This window comes from Bradyrhizobium centrosematis (assembly GCF_045571495.1).
GTDB lineage: Bacteria > Pseudomonadota > Alphaproteobacteria > Rhizobiales > Xanthobacteraceae > Bradyrhizobium > Bradyrhizobium centrosematis.
In genome coordinates, this window is sequence record NZ_CP120703.1 from 3658996 (window position 1) to 3677555 (window position 18560).

The 18560-nt window shown below is 64.1% G+C and carries 15 protein-coding genes; 5 read left to right on the top strand and 10 right to left on the bottom strand.

What is annotated here, in order from left to right; genetic code table 11:
- Nucleotides 1–9: 9 nt before the first annotated feature.
- A complete protein-coding gene (locus P6U31_RS17675) occupies nt 10–1611 on the bottom strand; it encodes a hypothetical protein (RefSeq protein ID WP_407189626.1) in 1602 nt (533 codons plus the stop codon).
- 337 nt (nt 1612–1948) lie between these two features.
- Here P6U31_RS17675 and P6U31_RS17680 point away from each other — a divergent pair, with 337 nt between their 5' ends.
- Nucleotides 1949–3010: an ABC transporter substrate-binding protein gene (locus P6U31_RS17680; RefSeq protein WP_407189627.1), complete on the top strand. Its 1062-nt coding sequence runs from the start codon at nt 1949–1951 to the stop codon at nt 3008–3010.
- An 86-nt stretch (nt 3011–3096) separates the two neighbouring features.
- Here the strand turns inward: P6U31_RS17680 and P6U31_RS17685 are convergent, their stop codons facing one another.
- The 8 genes from P6U31_RS17685 to gltX form a co-directional block, all read right to left on the bottom strand.
- On the bottom strand, nt 3097–3864 hold the full coding sequence (locus tag P6U31_RS17685; RefSeq protein WP_407189629.1) for an SDR family NAD(P)-dependent oxidoreductase: 768 nt from the start codon (nt 3862–3864) through the stop codon (nt 3097–3099).
- A complete protein-coding gene (locus P6U31_RS17690; RefSeq protein ID WP_407189630.1) occupies nt 3861–4970 on the bottom strand; it encodes an ABC transporter ATP-binding protein in 1110 nt (369 codons plus the stop codon). Before P6U31_RS17690 ends, P6U31_RS17685 begins: the two co-directional genes overlap by 4 nt.
- A gap of 10 nt (nt 4971–4980) precedes the next feature.
- Nucleotides 4981–5838: a carbohydrate ABC transporter permease gene (locus tag P6U31_RS17695; protein ID WP_407189632.1), complete on the bottom strand. Its 858-nt coding sequence runs from the start codon at nt 5836–5838 to the stop codon at nt 4981–4983.
- Nucleotides 5831–6754: a carbohydrate ABC transporter permease gene (locus P6U31_RS17700; protein WP_407189633.1), complete on the bottom strand. Its 924-nt coding sequence runs from the start codon at nt 6752–6754 to the stop codon at nt 5831–5833. Before P6U31_RS17700 ends, P6U31_RS17695 begins: the two co-directional genes overlap by 8 nt.
- Entirely contained in the window at nt 6751–8037 is a 1287-nt protein-coding gene (locus P6U31_RS17705; RefSeq protein ID WP_407189634.1) for an ABC transporter substrate-binding protein, read from the bottom strand. Before P6U31_RS17705 ends, P6U31_RS17700 begins: the two co-directional genes overlap by 4 nt.
- Before the next feature lie 58 nt (nt 8038–8095).
- The gene (locus P6U31_RS17710; RefSeq protein WP_407189871.1) at nt 8096–9274 is read right to left on the bottom strand and encodes an ROK family transcriptional regulator; all 1179 of its coding nucleotides are present in this window, start codon (nt 9272–9274) and stop codon (nt 8096–8098) included.
- A 288-nt stretch (nt 9275–9562) separates the two neighbouring features.
- On the bottom strand, nt 9563–10867 hold the full coding sequence (gene gltA / locus P6U31_RS17715) for a citrate synthase (RefSeq protein WP_407189635.1): 1305 nt from the start codon (nt 10865–10867) through the stop codon (nt 9563–9565).
- Nucleotides 10868–11013: 146 nt separating this feature from the next.
- Nucleotides 11014–12441 carry a glutamate--tRNA ligase gene (gene gltX / locus P6U31_RS17720; RefSeq protein WP_407189636.1) on the bottom strand — a complete coding sequence of 476 codons (1428 nt, stop codon included), beginning with the start codon at nt 12439–12441 and terminating at the stop codon, nt 11014–11016.
- Between the two features lie 167 nt (nt 12442–12608).
- Here gltX and P6U31_RS17725 point away from each other — a divergent pair, with 167 nt between their 5' ends.
- The 4 genes from P6U31_RS17725 to P6U31_RS17740 all read left to right on the top strand — a co-directional run bounded on the left by P6U31_RS17725 (nt 12609) and on the right by P6U31_RS17740 (nt 17476).
- The gene (locus P6U31_RS17725) at nt 12609–14285 is read left to right on the top strand and encodes a glutamine--tRNA ligase/YqeY domain fusion protein (RefSeq protein ID WP_407189637.1); all 1677 of its coding nucleotides are present in this window, start codon (nt 12609–12611) and stop codon (nt 14283–14285) included.
- Nucleotides 14286–14294: 9 nt separating this feature from the next.
- On the top strand, nt 14295–14681 hold the full coding sequence (locus P6U31_RS17730; protein WP_407189638.1) for a nuclear transport factor 2 family protein: 387 nt from the start codon (nt 14295–14297) through the stop codon (nt 14679–14681).
- A 189-nt stretch (nt 14682–14870) separates the two neighbouring features.
- Complete coding sequence (locus P6U31_RS17735; RefSeq protein ID WP_128925944.1) at nt 14871–15104, top strand: DUF2171 domain-containing protein; 234 nt, start codon at nt 14871–14873, stop codon at nt 15102–15104.
- 95 nt (nt 15105–15199) lie between these two features.
- A complete protein-coding gene (locus P6U31_RS17740; protein WP_407189639.1) occupies nt 15200–17476 on the top strand; it encodes a ComEC/Rec2 family competence protein in 2277 nt (758 codons plus the stop codon).
- A gap of 116 nt (nt 17477–17592) precedes the next feature.
- Here P6U31_RS17740 and P6U31_RS17745 read toward each other — a convergent pair whose 3' ends face one another.
- Entirely contained in the window at nt 17593–18027 is a 435-nt protein-coding gene (locus P6U31_RS17745; RefSeq protein ID WP_407189640.1) for a hypothetical protein, read from the bottom strand.
- Between the last annotated feature and the right edge of the window lie 533 nt (nt 18028–18560).

Genomic DNA, 18560 nt, shown 5'->3' on the forward strand with positions numbered 1-18560 from the left:
GCGCACTCGCTAATTCTGGGCCATGAACCTTCGCGCGGCCGCGAGCTCCTCCCGCGAGGAGTCGCCATTCCGCGCCATGTCGACAATTTTCGCGTAATACTGGCGTGCCTTTACGGCGTCGCCCGATTTCTCGGCGGCGTGAGCTGCGCCGATCGTCGCGCCGAAGCGGTTCGGCTCCTTGCGCATGGTGCTTTCGAACGCAGCCAATGCCTCCGTCGCCATGCCGCGCTCGAGCAGCATGGTGCCATAAAGCTCGCGTGCCGGAGCAAGCGGCCCAGGCGTCACGATGGATTTTTCGGTCTTGTCTTCGGCATCGGCCGCAAGGCGCATCGCTTCCAATGCGTCGGTCTGTTTTCCCTGGGCGTTGAGCTGCCAGGCCGTCGCGACCTGCCGCTGAATGTCGACGATCTCAGCCCAATAGGCGTCCTTGTCCTGCTGCAACTTGTCTCGCAGCTCTGCCAGCTTGGCGATGTCCGCCGTTGCGGCGTCTGCATTGCCGGTCCGTGCGGCGCCAAGGGCGCGGGCGAAATAGGTAATCGCATCGACATACGCGAATCGGCTCGGCTCGACCTTCAGTGCGGCAGCACCCTGCCAATCGCCGCGTTCGACCATATACCGCGCCTGACTGGCTGCTATCGCGTAAGGACCGGCCCGGACGGCCGGCGCATAGCCGGTGGTCGCGAGCATGTCCGCGATGACATCGCGGGCCCGGCTGTCCTGCGCAAGCTGAAGCAGGGCGTAAACCATATAGTCGTCGGCATGCAGCTGCTCGCTGGGATCTCTGCCCTCCTTGGCAGCTTTGGCGGAACGGCTGTTGGCGTCGATGGATTCGTTCCAGTAGCCGACGCGCGTGAAGATGTGCGAGGGCATGTGCAAAGCGTGCGGCGCGGCGGGCGCGATCTCGGAATAGCGCTTGGCAGCATCGAGCCCTTGCTCTGCTATCGCCGGATAGTCGTAGAGGTGGATCAAGTAATGCGCGACTCCGGGGTGCCGCGGCTGCCGCTTGAAGATCGGCTCCAGGATGGCCGCGCCCTTGAGCTGGTTGGCATAGGTCTTGTCGTTTGGTGACGCCGTGACATTCAGCGTGATGGCGTAGGCGATCTGCGCCTCGTCATCGTCGGGGTAGCGGGCGGCGACCGCTTCGGTTGCCTTGAGATAGGCCTGCGCCCGCTGACCAAAGGTCGTCTTGTCGTCGCCCGAATAGAAGGCCAGCAGCGCGTCGATATAGTCTCGTTCGCGTTCGCTCTTGGCACCGAGGGCCTTGGCCTTCTGCAGCGCAGCGAGGCCTTCGGTGAGATTTTCCTTCGGCGCCGGGAAATGCGGATTGTAGAGCAGGCTCAGGGCAATGCCCCAATAGGCGATCGCGCATTCCGGATCGGCCTGCAACGTCTCCTCGAAAATCTCTTTCGCCGGCCGATACCAGAACGAGTGCTGATAGCGCATGCCGCGGTCAAAGCGGCGCTGCGCGACCTCGTTGCAAGTGGTCTGGAAGTGCACCTTGCCAAACTGCTCGTCGGTCCCGTCCTCCGCGCGGGCTGCAGAAACGGTTGGGATCGAGGCCATCATGGTCAGGGCAATAAGAGAGACGGTTCTCAAGGCGAGCGCGCGCATCGGGACCTCCGTATCTGTCCGGAAAACTTTGGTTATATGACGCCGATAAGGCCGGGGGCGCCGAAGTTCGTAATGCTGAAATAAGCGATGACAATCTCGTTGTCGGGAGGATTTGCCCATTCGCGACGCGAGTCAATAGGAACAGCAGCTTGTGTTAGGCAAACAAGCCTGCCAGACCCCTCCGGCCGCATCGCTTCGCAAAACCTCGAGCAAGTCTCGATCTACGTGAGTGCCTTGCTCGGCCCAGGATTGTGACTCCGCTCACCAGTACCTCGGACGTTGCTGCGGCTGGCCTGCCATGGAGCTAACTTCGGGCCTCGCACCAAGTCCCTGTCAGATGACGGCTTTCTATCAGTCAAACGCTGCCTTAAACTGCGAGAACATGTTCGCGATGGGGAATGGGGCCAACATGAAACGGCGCAAGTTCATTGCTCTGCTGAGCGGATCAGCGGTGACTTGGCCGCTGCTGGCTCACGCGCAACAGCGCGAGCGAACACGACGGATTGGCGTTATGTTCAGCAGTGTCGAGGGTGACGCCCAATCGGCCAGGGATCTGGGGGCGTTTAAACTCGGGTTGCAAGCTTTAGGCTGGACAGAGGGCGCCAACTTGCAGATCGAGTACCGCTGGGGAGGCGGGGATCCCGGACGCGCGCGATCGTCGGCAGCAGAACTGGTGAGCCTCTCACCCGCCGTGATCGTGGGAAGCGGGACGGTCGCGATGACGGCCTTGCATAATGCGACAGATAAAATACCGATCGTGTTTCTGAACGTGACGGATCCGGTGGCAGGCGGCTTTGTCGCCAGTCTTTCTCGACCTTCCGGAAACATTACGGGCTTCACGCCATTCGAGTATGATATCGGCGGGAAATGGCTGGAGTTGCTTAAGGAGATCGCACCGCACTTGACGCGGGTCGCGTTACTCGGTGATCCCAACAATCATAACTTCAAAGGTTTTCAAAGATCCTTCGAGGCAGCGGCAAAAACGTTCTCGGTAGAGCCGACATCCGTTCAAGTCCGCAGTCTTGACGATATTGAAAGCGGAATTTCGGCACTGGCTGAGACGCCGAACAGCGGGCTGATCGTGACGGCCGCGACGTTCTCGATCGTCTATCGCAAGCAGATCGTGCAGTTGGCAATCAAGCACAAGTTGCCGGCAATCTTCTGGAACCGCTCTCAGGTGTCTGAAGGTGGCTTGCTCTCGCTCGGACCAAATTCACCTGATATGCATCGACGTTCGGCAAGTTATGTCGATCGCATTTTGAAAGGCGAGAAGCCAGGCGATCTGCCGGTGCAAGAACCGACCAAGGTCGAACTCATTATCAACGCGAAGACCGCAAAGGAAATTGGCCTCGCGGTGCCACCGTCACTCCTGGCTCGTGCGGACGAGGTTATCGAATAGATGGGCGAGTGCTATTGGGTCCGCTGTTGGCCCTTGGCGTATCCCTCGGAGAGCAAAGCTGATCGGACGGTCTCTGAGTGCAAGCGTTAGGCAACTCCGCCGTCGACTCGAAAACACTGGCTGGTGATGCGCTGGCTTTCGTCGGAGGCGAGGAACAGCGCCATGTTGGCAATATCCTCGGGCGTCACCGCATCCGGAATGGCCTGGCGCAAGCGCATCTCGGCGATGACCTGCTCGTTCGGGTACCACAGCCGGCGCTGGCGTTCGGTGACGACCATGCCGGGCGCGATCGCGTTGACGCGGATGCGGTCGGGGCCAACCAGCCGGGCCAGCGAATTGGTGAAGCCGACGATCGCCGCCTTGGTCCCGGCGTAGACCGGCAGCGCCGGCGCACCGCGCATCCAGGCGATCGAGGACATGTTGATGATCGAGCCGCCGCCGCGCGCCTGCATCTGCGGCACCACCGCTTGCGCGGCAAAGAAGACGTGCTTGAGATTGACGCCGACCATCCAATCGAACTCGGCCGGCGTCACCTCCGCCAGCACGTGGCGCTGATCGTTGGCGGCGTTGTTGACGAGCACCGCGGCGTCGCCGAGCGATCGCTGGACCTCCGCCATGGCGGCGCGCAAGGCGTTGATGTCGAGGAGATCGCAGGACACGAACAGCGGCGCCGTTCCGGCCTCTGCAGCGACCTCATCGACCAGCGCGCGACCGGCCGTCTGGTCGATATCGAGGAAAGCAACGCGGGCGCGCTGGGCGGCGAAGGCGCGCACAAAGGCGGCGCCGATGCCGCTGGCGCCGCCGGTGATCAGCACCACGCGGTCGGCGAGACCGGCATAGCTTGTCTTTGTCATGCGATCAGTCGCTCCGTCTCGGGGTCGAACAGGCAGATGCGCCGGGTGTCGAGCGCAAAGGGGGCTGGGCTGCCCGGCGTCGGGCGAACGTCTGGCGAGATGCGTGCCTGCGCCGGCTCGCCGCCGAGCCGGAGCAGGACGATGGTCTCGGCCCCGGTGGGCTCGACCATCTCCACCGGCGCGGTGAGGACGATCGGCGGATCGCCGGAGAACACGCGGTTACCCTCGGCGATACACTCCGGCCTGATCCCGAACACCACCTCGCGGCCGAGATAGGGGGCGGCTGCATCGTATCCCTGCAGACGAAGACGAACTTCGTCCGGCCGCCCGGCGCCGATCACGACGACCGGGCGATCGTCATCCGCCTCGAGCCGCGCCGGCAGCGTGTTCATCGGCGGCGAACCCATGAAGCGCGCGACGAACAGGTTGGCGGGGTAGCGGTACACGGTGTCGGGGTCGGCGAATTGCTGCACGCGGCCCTGATGCATCACGGCGATTCGCGTCGCCATCGTCATGGCCTCGATCTGATCGTGGGTGACATAGACAATGGTGGCGCCGATGCGCTGGTGCAGCCGCTTGATCTCCATCCGCATCTCCACGCGTAGCTTGGCGTCGAGATTGGAAAGCGGCTCGTCGAACAAGAAGAGCAGGGGATCGCGCACCAGCGCGCGTCCCATCGCCACGCGCTGGCGCTGGCCGCCGGACAATTGGGCCGGTTTGCGGCCGAGTAGCGGCTCGATCTGGAGCAGTTTTGCAACGTTGGCGACCGCCTTGTCCTGCTCGGCCCTCGGCACATGGCGGCATTCCATGCCGAAGGTGATGTTCTGGCGGACCGTCATCGAAGGATAGAGCGCATAGGACTGGAACACCATGGCGATGTCGCGATCCTTGGGCGGAATGTCGTTGACCACGCGTCCGCCGATCTCGACTGTCCCGGCGCTCGGATGATCGAGCCCGGCAACGATGTTGAGCAGCGTGGATTTGCCGCAACCGGACGGCCCGACCAGAACCGTGAACTCGCCGCTTTCGATGTCGAGGTCGACAGCCTTCAGCACCTCCAGATTGGCGTAGCGCTTCGACAGGGTTCGAATGCTCAGGGCTGCCATGACGGCCTCATCATTTCACGGCTCCGGCGGTGAGGCCTCGCACGAAGTACCGGCCACCGAAGACGTAGATCAACAAAGTGGGCAGCGCGGCGATGATCACCGCGGCGCTCTGCACGCCGTGCTGCGGAATGTCTGCGACCGCAGCCGACAGCGCGATGAGAGCGGCCGTGACGGGTTGCTGCTGGCCGCTCGTGAACGTCACGCCATAGAGGAATTCGTTCCAGATATGCGTGAATTGCCAGATCACGGTGACGATCAGGATGGGAGGCGAGAGCGGGAGGATGATGCGCCAGAAGATGCGAAAGAATCCCGCGCCGTCGATGCGCGCGGCCCTGATCAATTCATGGGGAATGGCGACATAGTAGTTTCGGCAGAACAGCGTGGTGAAGGAGAGCCCCTGGATCGTGTGGATCAGCACGAGGCCCGCCAGCGTGTTGATGAGGCCGATGTCCCGCAGCACGATAGTCCAGGGCAGCAAACGCATCTGCTGAGGCAGGAAGAGGCCAAGGGTCACGATTCCATAGATCCAGGTGTCGCCGCGAAAGCGCCAGAGCGACACGGCGTATCCGGCGATCGCACCGAGCAGGGTCGAGAAGATCGTCGCGGGGATCGTGACCAGTGCGGAGTTCAGCATGTAGGGCCGAATCCCGGAACAGGTCTCGGCGACGCAGAAGCCGCTCCAGGCTGCGGCGTAATTGCTCCAGGCCAGGTGCTGCGGCCAGCCGATCATCGAGCCCTGCGCGATCTCCTCGTTGGTCCGGAGCGAGTTCAGGACGACGACGGCGAGCGGCGCGAGCCATGCTGCGGCGATCAGCAGAACGACGACATAGACCAGAATGCGGCTTGGGACGAAGCTGCGCTCAAGCATGGGCGGCCCGCCGTCCCCGGACATAGCGCCACGCCGCATACGGCAGCAGCACCACGAGCAGAATGAGCAGCATGAGGACGGCCGCCGCGGCCCCGCGGCCGAGCAGGCTGCGCTGGAACATCAGGTCGTAGACGACGAGCGCCGGCAGTTGGGTCGCTATTCCCGGCCCGCCATTGGTGAGCGCGCGCACGAGGTCGAAAGCCGAAATCGCGAATTGCAACTGAACGACGACGACGGTGATGGTGATCGGCCAAAGCGTCGGCAGAATGATGCGCCGATACATGCGGATCGGGCCCGCGCCGTCGATCTGCGCAGCCTTGATGATGTCGGAATCGACGGAGCGGAGGCCGGCAAGGAACAGCGCCATGGCAAAGCCCGAAGATTGCCAGATCGCAGCGATGACGATGGTCCAGATCGCCATGTCCCGGTCGATCAGCCAGTCGAACTTGAAGGAGGTCCAACCGAGATCGTGCACCAGCTTCTGGATTCCAAGGCCAGGATTGAGCAGCCAGCTCCAGACCGTGCCGGTGACCACGAACGATACCGCAAGGGGGTAGAGGAAGATGGATCGCAGCAGGTTTTCGCCGCGAAGGCGCTGATCGAGCAGGATCGCAAGGACGAGGCCGGTCGCCAGGCTCAGCAGCACGAAGGCGCAGCCGAACAGCAGCAGATTGTCGAACGCGATCTGCCAGTTTCGCGATGCAGCGACCGCCGTGTAGTTGCGCAACCCCACCCAGCCGGTAACGGGGACCAGCGTTGAGGGCGTGAACGAGATCCAGATCGTCCACGCCGAGAACGACACGAGGTGCGCGGCGGACAGCAGCAGCGGCACCCAGATCATCAGATATTCGGGCAGCCGGCGGATCACGTCAGGAACCGCCGGACCGTCCGGTCTCGCTGCGACCGCCTTAGTCAACGCGCGCCCTCGACGGCCTCGGCGAGGCGGGTGGCTGCCTGCTCCGGCTTGATCGTCTTGTTCTTCACGTACTCAGTGATCACGTCGATCATCGCGGCGGTCATGCCGTTTTCCTGCGCCATGTTGTGCGCAAGGCTCAGGACCGCCTGATTGCTGGCAATGGCGTCCTTGAGAGCCGCAGCGGTTCGACGTTGCCCTTCCGACCAGCCTTCACCGGACAGGTCGACATCGGTGCGCACGGGGATCGACCCCGTGATCTGCGAGTACATCGTCTGGATCGCCGGATCCATGACGAGCTGAGCCATCAGCGTCTGGCCGGCCTGCAGGTCGGGCTCCTTGCGCTGCCAGAAAATGAAGGCATCGGCGTTCAGCAGGAAGACCGGCTTGCCATTGTCGCTCGGACCTGGGGCGATCATGAAGTCCTCGAACTTGAAGCCGGCGTTGCGCAACACGCCTTGCGCCCATCCGCCCATGATCATCATGCCCATGTCGCCGTCGACGAAGCGCTTCAGGTTGGTGGAGAAGTGCTGGGCGCCGACATTGGGGTCCATCCAATCGGCGATCTTGCGCACCTGCGCGAATGCAGCCTTGATTTCGGGACCTTCCAGAGCCTTCTTCTCGAGATTCATGATGGCCGCGCGATAGGCGAGGGGACTGATGCCGGCGAGAGCGGCCTCGAATTTCTGCCCGTCGTCCGGGCGGGTGCCGCCGTTGGCGACGGGATAGGCGACGCCGCCCGCTTTCATCTTCTCGGCGAGGTCGTTGAAGTCGGCCCAGGTGACGGGGACCTTGTCGGCCTTGGCCTTGTCCATCGCGCGCTTCGACAGGAACAGCATGTTGGTGCTGTAGATCTGCAGCGGCAGGGCAATCCATTTGCCCTCGGGCTTGTGCAGTTTCGCAAGGTCCGGAGCGACGACCTTTTCGTAGCCGGCGGCGGCGACCAGGGCGTCGAGATTGACGGTGGGGGCAATCTTGGACCAGGCAGCAATCTCGGGCCCTTTGAGCTGTGAACAGGCTGGCGGATCACCGGCCATGATCTGCGCCCGCAACTTGTTCATCATCTCGGTGGTGAAGCCGGGAACGGGAGAGTGCTGCCAAACCCCGCCTTTCTCCTCGAATTTCTTGCCGAGCGCCGTGATTGCCGCCCCGTCACTGCCTGCGGACCATTGCGAGATCGCAGTCAAGCGCGGCTTGACTGCGCCTTGCGCGCGGGCAAATGCCGGCATCGCGAGGGCGGCAACGGATCCAGCGAGCAGACGACGCCTTGTTGTGGTGATCGGCATGGCAGTTCCTCCCGGTGTGAAATCTCGGCGCTTGTGGGCCGTACAGGCTCAGCGCATGTCAGGCCGCCTCCGTCGATGCCGCGGGCATGCCGCCACGGCTGGCGAGACAGAAGGCGGCGAAGGTGAGCGCAGCCTGCGGATCGTTGCCGGTCGACGGCGGCACGAAGGCGAGGGAGACCTGTGCCAATTCGCGTCCACCCAGGAGACAGGCATCGATCCCATCGACCACCGCCTTGCGATCGTCGGCAGCCAGAAGCGACGGCCAGCCGCTGATTGCGACGCCGCCGCACGGCTTCACGTTCAGCGTGTTGCCGATGGCGAGCCCGAGCCGGAACAGCCGCCGGCGCAACTCCTGCCGCACGCGCGATGAGATCGGGACCGTGTTCACCCATTCGTTGCCGAGCTGGAGCAGCTCGGTTTCGGAAACGCCGAGAAGCTCGGCCAGCGCCGGAATCGATGCGTAGGCCTCGACGCAGCCGTGATGTCCGCAGCGGCAGCGCGGTCCGTCGGGGCCGAACACCATGTGGCCGAGCTCGATCGGTTGCAGGGCGTCAGCCTCCGCCGGATCATCCATCCAGGCGCCTGCGACACCGTGGCTGACGAGTACGAACAGATGCGTGTCCTCGAACGGATAGTTTTCGGTGCGGCAGCGGTGAAAGGTGGCATGCGCGACGACCGAATTGGTGAATTCGAGCGGCACGTCGGCGAACATCTCGCCGAACATGGCGCTGATGCGCGCGACGTCGCAGGGGATGATCGGATTGGCCGACATGGTGAGACGGCCGAGGCCGGGAATGGAGACGCCGATCTGGGAGAGGGTGATACGGCGGCGGCGGGTCCAGTTTCGCAACAACGTCATCGCTTCGCGAAACGCCCGGCCGACAGTCTCGACGGTTGGCGTCTTCGGCAGCGGCACGCGCTCGGTGTAGTGCAGCTCGCCCGACAAGCCGCCGACGCCGACGCTGAGCCGCTGAGCGGTCAGTTCGAAGGCTGCGAGCGCGACCGAGCCATCGAGCGACACGAGGCCGGTCGGGCCGCCGACGTAAGGGGCAGGGCGTCGCACTTCCTCGATCAGGCCTTCGGCCTTCAGGTCGAGCAGGATGCGCGACAGGCTCGCTTCGGACAGGCGCACGGCCTTGGCCAGAGGCGGACGGAACGAGCCGCCCGACTGAAGCAGATGAGTCAAAATGGCAGCGCGCGTCTGCCGCCGACTTCTCGGCTGCTCCGGCATTTCCATCCCTGTCGTCATTCTTACTTAGTGTAAGAATTTGCGCGTGAAGCCGTTCGACTGTCAAGCGGCTGTCGGCGTAGGGCATGGACTTGTTGTTGTGCGCGGCAGCAAGATCGGGAGGGGTTCCGGTTGGGTCTTGCAGGGATCGGTGGAGGCGCAGCGCGTCCATGACTTCGCACCCGTCGCGGAGAGGGGGCAGGGACGCTGCGCTTCGCCCTATCCACAGGAACGGCACAAACGAAAACGGCGCCGTCTTGCGATGGCGCCGTTTCAAGAGCCGTATCGGCTGACGTCTTACTTGCGATCTTTCATCGGGACGTAATCGCGGCGGGTGACGCCGGTGTAGAGCTGGCGCGGACGGCCGATCTTCTGCTGCGGGTCCTCGATCATCTCGCTCCACTGGCTGATCCAGCCGACGGTGCGTGCGACCGCGAACAGCACGGTAAACATCGAGACCGGGAAGCCCATCGCCTTCAGCGTGATGCCCGAATAGAAGTCGACGTTCGGGTAGAGCTTGCGGTCGATGAAGTACTGGTCGCTGAGCGCGATCTTCTCCAGCTCCATCGCCACCTTCAGCATCGGATCGTCGCCATGGCCGGTCTCCTTGAGCACGGCGTGACACATCTTCTGCATGATCTTGGCGCGCGGATCGTAGTTCTTGTAGACGCGGTGACCAAAGCCCATCAGGCGGACTTCGGAGTTCTTGTCCTTCACCTTGGCGATGAATTCGGGAATCTTGTCCACGGTGCCGATCTCGGCCAGCATCGCGAGCGCAGCTTCGTTGGCGCCGCCATGCGCCGGGCCCCAGAGGCAGGCGATGCCGGCAGCGATGCAGGCGAACGGGTTGGCACCGGACGAGCCGGCGATGCGCACCGTCGAGGTCGAGGCGTTCTGCTCGTGATCGGCGTGCAGGATGAAGATCTTGTCCAGCGCGTCAGCCAGCACCGGGTTGATCTTGTAGTCCTCGCACGGGACGGCGAAGCACATGTTGAGGAAGTTCTCGGAGAACGACAGCGCGTTCTTCGGATAGATGAAGGGCTGGCCGACCGTGTACTTGTAGGCCATCGCCGCGAGCGTCGGGATCTTCGCGATCATGCGCATGGATGCGATCATGCGCTGCTTCGGATCGTTGATGTCGGTGCTGTCGTGATAGAACGCGGCGAGCGCGCCGACGGCTGCGACCATGATCGCCATCGGATGGGCGTCGCGGCGGAAGCCCTGGAAGAAGCGGGCCATCTGCTCGTGCACCATCGTGTGATGGGTCACGCGGTCGTCGAAATCCTTCTTCTGCGCGGCGGTCGGCAGGTTCCCGTAAAGCAGGAGGTAGCAGGTCTCGAGGAAGTCGCCGTGCTCGGCGAGCTGCTCGATCGGATAGCCGCGGTATTCCAGCACGCCCGCGTCGCCGTCGATATAGGTGATCTTGGACTGGCAGCTCGCGGTGGAGGTGAAGCCGGGATCGTAGGTGAACAGCCCGGACTGGCCGTAGAGCTTGCCGATATCGATGACATCAGGCCCGACGCTGCCGCTGTGGATCGGGAGATCGTAGTTCTTGTTTCCGACCGTCAGCGTAGCGGTCTTTGGGCTTGGTTTTGCGTCCATCAGAGGTCCCCGATGTATGGTGAAACGGGCCGGAGCCGGAGCCCCCGAGGCGGATAATGGGGGCAGACCGGATGTTCCAGAAGGTACGGGGGAGATGGGTATATTATTGCTATGTGCGCTGCAAGATCGCCGCGCGCATGGTCGACTTACGTCGTAGATTGGTCCTTAAGCCGGCCGAGGCTCTCCTGGCGTCCAAGAACGTCCAAAACCTCAAATATACCAGGCGACGTCGTCCGTCCGGTCAGCGCCGCCCGCAGGGGCTGGGCGACCGCGCCGAGCTTGAGACTATTTTCCTCGGCAAAACTGCGCAATGCGGCTTCGGTGGCGGCGCCGCTCCATGTCTCGACTTTCTCCAGCGCGGAATGAAGCTGGCCGATCAGCTTGCGGTTCTCTGCCGTCAACAGCGCCTGCGCCTTGGGATCGAGCTGCAGCGGCCGGTCGGCGAAGATGAAATAGGCGCCGTCGATCAGTTCGATCAGCGTCTTGGCGCGCTCTTTCAGGGCCGGCATGGCCTTGAGGAGCTGGGCGCGCGTGGTGTCGTTTAATTTCGCCTTAATCTCGTCGCGGCTGGGCACGACGTGATCCAAGACGTCCTCGAACATCTTCACGAGTGATTGATTGTCGGCCTGTCGGATGTAGTGGCCGTTGAGGTTTTCCAGCTTGGCGAAATCGAAGCGGGCGGCGGCGCGGCCGACGCTGGCGAGGTCGAAGGCTGCGATCATCTCCTCGGTCGAGAAGATCTCCTGGTCGCCATGGCTCCAGCCGAGCCGGACGAGGTAGTTGCGCAGCGCCGCGGGGAGGTATCCCATGGCACGGTAGGCATCGACGCCGAGGGCGCCGTGGCGCTTCGAGAGCTTCGAGCCGTCCGGGCCGTGGATCAGGGGAATGTGGGACATGCTCGGCAGGGTCCAGCCCATCGCGTCGTAGATCTGCTTCTGGCGAGCGGCGTTGATCAGGTGGTCGTCGCCGCGGATCACATGGGTGACGCCCATGTCGTGGTCGTCGACCACCACGGCGAGCATGTAGGTCGGGTTGCCGTCGCCCCGCAGCAGCACGAGGTCGTCGAGGTTCTCGTTCTGCCAGACCACGCGGCCCTGAACCTGATCCTCGATCACGGTCTCGCCAGTCTGCGGCGCGCGCAGGCGGATGGTCGGCTTGACGTCGCTTGGGGCGGTCGCAGGATCACGATCGCGCCACATGCCGTCATAGAGGCGGGTGCGCCCCTCTGCGCGCGCCTTCTCGCGCATGGCGGCGAGCTCCTCGGCGGTGGCGTAGCAGCGATAGGCCTTGCCGTCGGCGAGCAACTGCTCGGCGACCTCGCGGTGGCGCGCGGCGCGGGCGAACTGGTAGATGACCTCGCCGTCCCAGCCGAGCTCGAGCCATTTCAGCCCGTCGAGGATGGCGCCGATCGCGGCCTCCGTGGAGCGCTCCCGGTCGGTGTCCTCGATCCGCAGCAGCATCTTGCCGCCGTGCTTCTTCGCATAGAGCCAGTTGAACAGCGCCGTGCGGGCGCCGCCGATATGGAGGAAGCCGGTCGGCGAGGGGGCGAAGCGGGTGACGACGGAATCGGTCATTCTTGGCAGGGCCTATGCGTTGGAGGCGGTGGTGTATAGCAGGAACGGGACATAACTAAAGCCCGACGGCGGCCCTGCCGGGCCTTGCTTGAGCTGTTGCTTAAGCTCTTGGCTCAGCCTCCCGAATTTGGCAGAAGGACCGCTGATTTCCCGACAGGATTTTCGTAATGACAGAACCGGTGGCAGCTGAGGTTGGGCGCGATTTCATTCGTGACATCATCCAGGCCGACCTCGATCAGGGCAAGTACAGGGAGATCGTGACCCGGTTCCCGCCGGAGCCGAACGGCTACCTGCATATCGGCCACGCCAAGTCGATCGCACTCAACTTCGGCATCGCCCAGGAGTTTCCGGGCCGCTGCCATTTGCGCTTCGACGACACCAATCCGGTCAAGGAAGAGCAGGAATATATCGATTCCATCCAGGCCGACGTGCGATGGCTCGGCTTCGATTGGGGCAAGAACCTGTTCTTTGCCTCCGACTATTTCGATCGCCTGTACGAATGGGCGGAGCAGCTGATCCGCGACGGGCTCGCCTATGTCGACGACCAAACCCAGGAGGAGATCCGCGCCTCGCGCGGCACGCTGACGGAGCCGGGCAAGAACTCGCCGTTCCGCGACCGCAGCGTGGAGGAGAACCTCGACCTGTTCCGCCGCATGAAGGCGGGCGAATTCCCCAACGGCGCACGCGTGCTGCGGGCCAAGATCGACATGGCCGCCGGCAACATCAACCTGCGCGATCCCGTGCTGTACCGCATCCTGCACGCGCACCATCCGCGCACGGGGACCAAGTGGCACATTTATCCGAGTTACGATTACGCGCACGGCCAGTCGGATGCGATCGAGGGCATCACGCACTCGATCTGCACGCTGGAGTTCGAGGACCATCGGCCGCTCTATGACTGGTTCATCGAGAAGCTGCCGGTGCCGTCACAGCCGCACCAGTACGAGTTCGCGCGGCTCAATTTGACTTACACGCTGCTGTCCAAGCGCGTGCTGACCCAGCTCGTCCGCGACGGCCACGTCGCCGGCTGGGACGATCCGCGGATGCCGACCATGGCGGGCATGCGTCGCCGCGGTGTGCCGCCGGCGGCTCTTCGCGAATTCGTCAAGCGCATCGGCGTTGCGAAAGCCAACAGCGTGGTCGATGTCGGCATGCTCGAATTCTGCATCCGCGAGGAGCTGAACCGCACCGCGCAGCGACGCATGGCGGTCTTGAAGCCGCTCAAGGTCGTGATCGAGAACTATCCGGAAGGGCAGACCGAGGAGCTCGAGGCGATCAACCACCCCGACGATCCCTCGGCGGGCACGCGAAAGATCACGTTCGGCCGCGAGCTCTATATCGAGCAGGACGACTTCATGGAGAACCCGCCCAAGAAGTTCTTCCGCCTGTCGCCGGGCAACGAGGTGCGGCTGCGCTACGCCTATTTCGTCAAGTGCACGGGCGTGATCAAGAACGACAAGGGCGAGGTGGTGGAGCTGCGCTGCACCTACGACCCCGCGACCAAGGGCGGCAATGCGCCCGACGGCCGCAAGGTGAAGGCGACCATGCACTGGCTGCCGGCGGCGACGTCGAAGCCGGCGGAGATCCGCATCTACAACCAGCTGTTCGCCAATCCAAGCCCGGACGCTCAAAACTTCGCGGCCGATCTCAATCCGAACTCGCTGGAGATCCTCGCCGATGCGCGGGTCGAGGCCTCGGTTGCGGAGAGCAATTCCACCGAGCCGATGCAGTTCGAGCGCCAGGGCTATTTCGTGCGCGACAAGGATTCGACGCCCGGCAAGCCGGTGTTCTCGCGCACCATTGGTCTTCGCGACACCTTCGCGAAGGAAGTCGCAAAGGGCTGACAGGCGACAATGAGCAACGAAGCCGACGCCATCGTTTCCGCCATCATCGCGAAATGGTGCGCCGGCTTCGCAACACTCGACGCAGCGGCACTGTCATCGCTGTACTCCAGGACCGCGTTCTTCTTCGGCTCGAACCCAAAGCTCTATCGGGGCAGGGGCGGCGTCGCCGACTATTTCAACGGCCTGCCGCGCTGGCGCAGGCCGAGTGCCGTGTTCTCCGACGTGAACGCAGTGCAGGTCGGCCCTGATCTCATCAACATGGCCGCGACCATCTCGTTCGACCTCGCCGGCGAGCGGGACGATCTCATCGTCAAGATGAGCTGGGTCATCATCCGCGAGGACGGCGACTGGAAGATCGTCAATCATCATGCCTCCTCGCAAGCGCCGCTCATCTAAATCTAAAGCATGATCCGGAAACGTGCGAAGCGGTTCTCCGGAAAGATCATGCGCAAACAACAACCCAAAGCGCGATGACGATTCATCTAAATCTCATCGCGCTCTAGGCAGCACACGGCATCGTCATTGCCGTGTGCGAGAACGAACCTCGTTCCTGCGCGTTGGGGTGGGTCCAACAAGGAGCCCACCATGCAGAACATCGCAGAGCATATGGAAGTCATCGGCGCCGACGGCGTCCATGTCGGCACCGTCGATCGGGTCGAGGGCAATCGCATCAAGCTGACCAAGAAGGACAGCGGCGAGGGCAGCCACAAGGGTCACCATCATTTCATCGACAAGGGCCTGGTTGCCGATGTCGAAGGCAACAAGGTGCGGCTGTCCGCCAAGGCGGATGTTGCCGTGACGATGGAAGAGGAAAAGTAGGGCGCTCCCTCTTCGTTCCTGATTTGTGCCGCTATTCGTCCGCCTGCACGTTCCGGTAGCCTCGGCGTTGATCACGTCGCGTAAGGTGCAGAGGAATGAGGCAGCCGGGCCGGCCACTACGCTCCCAGGGAGTTGCCGGGACGTGGCCGGCCGGCCGCGCTGTGCCAACCGGCGGCCTTGCGCCGGCGGGCTTCGGCATCTGGCCGGCGATCGTCGAGACGCTGCGCCAATGGGTCCGCGCCGAGGCCGGCCCCGGGCGGCTGTTGCCGTGGGTGCCGGTCGCCTTCGGCGGCGGCATCGCGCTCTATTTTGCCGCCGATCATGAGCCGGTGCTGTGGGTTGTCGCGACGACGGCGGCCGCGCTCCTGCTCGGCGCGATCCTGTTGCGGCGGAGCCGGCTGTTTGCGCCGGCGATCATGATCGCGGCGGTCGCGGCGGGCTTTGCCGTGGCGACCTGGAAGACCGCGCGCATCGCACACACCGTGCTGGCCAAGCCGCTCTATTCGGTGTCGCTGTCCGGCTTCGTCGAGACGCGCGACATCCGCGAGCGCACCGATCGCTTCGTGCTGCGCGTCACCGCCATGGAGGCGCAGCGCAGCGACGTCAAGCTCGATCGCGTCCGCCTGTCCGTGCGCAAGGGCACCGCGCCGGAGGTCGGCAGCTTCGTGCAGCTCAAGGCGCGGCTGATGCCGCCGCTCTCGCCAGTCCGCCCCGGCAGCTACGACTTTTCACGCGATCTGTACTTTCAGGGCATCGGCGCCTCCGGATTCGTGATGGGCGCGATCACAGCTGCGGTGCCGCCGGATGCCGGCGGCCTGCGGCTGCGCTATGCCGCCTTCATGCAGGGCCTGCGCGATGCGATCGATGCCCGCATCCGCGCCACGCTCGAGGGCGATAACCGCGCGATCGCGACAGCGCTGCTCACCGGACGACGCGATGCGATTTCCACGCCTGTCAACGACGCGATGTTCGTCTCGGGGCTCGGCCACGTGCTTTCGATCTCCGGCTATCACATGGCGGTGGTCGCGGGCGTCGTGTTCTTCGCGGTGCGCGCGCTGCTGGCATTGATCCCGGGTCTCGCCGTCGGCTTTCCCATCAAGAAATGGTCGGCGGCCGCGGCGCTGGTTGCGGCGGCGTTCTATCTTCTGCTCTCGGGCGCGGAGGTCGCAACGCAACGATCGTTCTTCATGACGGCGGTGGTGCTGATCGCGGTCATGGTCGATCGCCGCGCCATCACCTTCCGCACACTGGCCGTGGCAGCGCTGATCGTGCTCGCGGTCGCGCCGGAGGCGCTGGTGCATCCGAGCTTCCAGATGTCGTTTGCGGCAACGCTCGGGCTGGTGGCGCTGGTGCAGATCGGCATGCCGAACCTGCTTGCCTCGCCTGACCATTCGGCGACTGCGCGTGTCGCGCTGTGGGGCGGCCGCGAGATCGCGATGTTGTTTCTGGCCTCGCTGATCGCGGGGCTTGCGACCACGCCCTATGCCGCCTTTCACTTCCATCGCGTCACGCCCTACGGCGTGCTCGCCAATCTGGGGGCGATGCCGGTGGTCTCAGCACTGGTGATGCCGGCCGGGTTGTTGGGATTGCTGGCTGCTCCGTTCGGGCTCGACGGCGTGTTCTGGTGGCTGATGGGACTGGGCATCGACTGGATGGTTGCGGTCTCCCGCTGGGTGGCCGCCTTGCCGGGCGCGGTCGGCCGCATCCCGGCGTTCGGTATGGCGCCGCTGGTCGGAGCGAGCCTCGGCATCATCGTGATGGGCTTGTTGCGTACCCCCTTGCGCTGGGCCGGTGCAGTGGTGCTGCTGGCTTCGATCGCCTGGGGTCTGTCGGTGCAGCAGCCCGATATCCTGATTGCCGGGGACGGCGCGAGTGTCGCGGTGCGGGGCAGGGACGGGCGTTTGCACCTGATCAGGGCGGGGAAGGACAATTTCATGCTGAGGGAGTGGTTGGCGGCCGACGCCGATCCGCGCGATGCCGGCAGTAGCGCGCTGGCCGACGGCATATCGTGCGACGAGGCCGGCTGCGTCACGCCGCTCGCCGACGGACGGCTGGTCGCGCTGGCCTTGCGCATCGACGCGTTGGCTGACGATTGCAGCCGTGCCACATTGGTGGTGACGCCACGGCCCGCGCCGCCCGATTGTGCGGCGATGGTGGTGGATCGGCAGCGGCTGGTTCGCCAGGGCGCGCTGGCGCTCACGCAGCGTGGTGACGGATTTTCCGTCCAAGCAGTGAGGGCGAGAGGCTCCAACCGCCCGTGGTTGCCTGCCGGCGCCGGCGAAGGCGATTTCGACGGCAGTCTTGCGCCGAAGGCGGCTCCCCGCAACCGCGACGCAACGCCATCGGAGACCGACTTGCAGGCCGACGATTGAGGATGGAGGGGAAGTGGACGGTCCGATGGGATTCCGTGAGACGCAAACCATACCATCTCGCCGGCCGCGGCCGGCGATGGCATTTCCTTAGCCTCGACCTGGCGGCCGGGGCGGCGTCAGCCGATCGGCAGGCGCGTCACCGGCGGCCGGCTGTCGGCGATGATCTGCGGCTTGTGCTCGCGCTCGCCGACCGGTTGGGTCACGGGCAGTTGCAGCACGGTCGCGCGCTGGCCTTCGACGAGCTGCGTCACCAGCACGTATTTGCCGTCAGGGAATTCGATCGCGTCGTGATGGCGGTCGGGAATGTGCGGATCGATCTTGCCGAATTTTCCGACGCGGGAATTGACGGTGCGCGTCCAGATCCAGCGGTTGTCGTAGCGGACGTTGTCGGCGAAGGCGAGCTCCGTTCCCGGAAGCAGGCAGACCGCGACGGAGAGATCGGCTTCGGAGGCGAAGCCGCGCGTCGACGTGCCGCGGAACGTGGTCGTGACGATCGTCTCGCCGACTTCCGCGGGGCGCGTCGCGACGGCATGCAGGCTGTAGTCACACATCGGGTGCTCCTCATGCGAAGAATAGCGACCCGTACCTCTCTTGGAGGCACAGGCCTCTGTCAGAGTAAGCACGCAAGACTCTGCTTGGTTGAAGGCGAATCTGCGGCTGGGACCTCAGCGCCGCGATCACATTATCTTTCCCGAATTCGCTAGGAACAAAGCGGGCTGCCGTGCATTTGGCCGGCACGTCTCAACGGCTGGCAAACGCGACGCCTGCATCGCCAGCACGATTGCGATGCGGCGCAATTGCACTGCGCCAGGCGTTGCGGACATGATGACGCGATTGCGCGGCAACCGCGTGCGATGCCCAGTGCTGCCATCAGCGCCGACACTCGAGCGATACGCGCTTGCCTATCCCCTCGAACGCGGGACGCTGTGACGCGATGCTGCCTCTGGCGGTACGCCGAGGACCTGGCCGTGGAGAAGGGGCCGGATAATCTGTGCAGAACCAGAAAGACTATCCAGCCGGAGCGGACATCCGTCCGCTCCAATCTCTGATCGGCATCCCGAACGAAGGCGCGTGAGGCGCCGGA

Bases quoted from the DNA above. Each gene is read 5' to 3' on its own strand.
- P6U31_RS17675 (WP_407189626.1), bottom strand. From the start codon at position 1,611: ATGCGCGCGCTCGCCTTGAGAACCGTCTCTCTTATTGCCCTGACCATG.
- P6U31_RS17680 (WP_407189627.1), top strand. From the start codon at position 1,949: ATGACGGCTTTCTATCAGTCAAACGCTGCCTTAAACTGCGAGAACATG.
- P6U31_RS17685 (WP_407189629.1), bottom strand. From the start codon at position 3,864: ATGACAAAGACAAGCTATGCCGGTCTCGCCGACCGCGTGGTGCTGATC.
- P6U31_RS17690 (WP_407189630.1), bottom strand. From the start codon at position 4,970: ATGGCAGCCCTGAGCATTCGAACCCTGTCGAAGCGCTACGCCAATCTG.
- P6U31_RS17695 (WP_407189632.1), bottom strand. From the start codon at position 5,838: ATGCTTGAGCGCAGCTTCGTCCCAAGCCGCATTCTGGTCTATGTCGTC.
- P6U31_RS17705 (WP_407189634.1), bottom strand. From the start codon at position 8,037: ATGCCGATCACCACAACAAGGCGTCGTCTGCTCGCTGGATCCGTTGCC.
- P6U31_RS17710 (WP_407189871.1), bottom strand. From the start codon at position 9,274: ATGGAAATGCCGGAGCAGCCGAGAAGTCGGCGGCAGACGCGCGCTGCC.
- gltA (WP_407189635.1), bottom strand. From the start codon at position 10,867: ATGGACGCAAAACCAAGCCCAAAGACCGCTACGCTGACGGTCGGAAAC.
- gltX (WP_407189636.1), bottom strand. From the start codon at position 12,441: ATGACCGATTCCGTCGTCACCCGCTTCGCCCCCTCGCCGACCGGCTTC.
- P6U31_RS17725 (WP_407189637.1), top strand. From the start codon at position 12,609: ATGACAGAACCGGTGGCAGCTGAGGTTGGGCGCGATTTCATTCGTGAC.
- P6U31_RS17730 (WP_407189638.1), top strand. From the start codon at position 14,295: ATGAGCAACGAAGCCGACGCCATCGTTTCCGCCATCATCGCGAAATGG.
- P6U31_RS17735 (WP_128925944.1), top strand. From the start codon at position 14,871: ATGCAGAACATCGCAGAGCATATGGAAGTCATCGGCGCCGACGGCGTC.
- P6U31_RS17740 (WP_407189639.1), top strand. From the start codon at position 15,200: ATGAGGCAGCCGGGCCGGCCACTACGCTCCCAGGGAGTTGCCGGGACG.
- P6U31_RS17745 (WP_407189640.1), bottom strand. From the start codon at position 18,027: ATGTGTGACTACAGCCTGCATGCCGTCGCGACGCGCCCCGCGGAAGTC.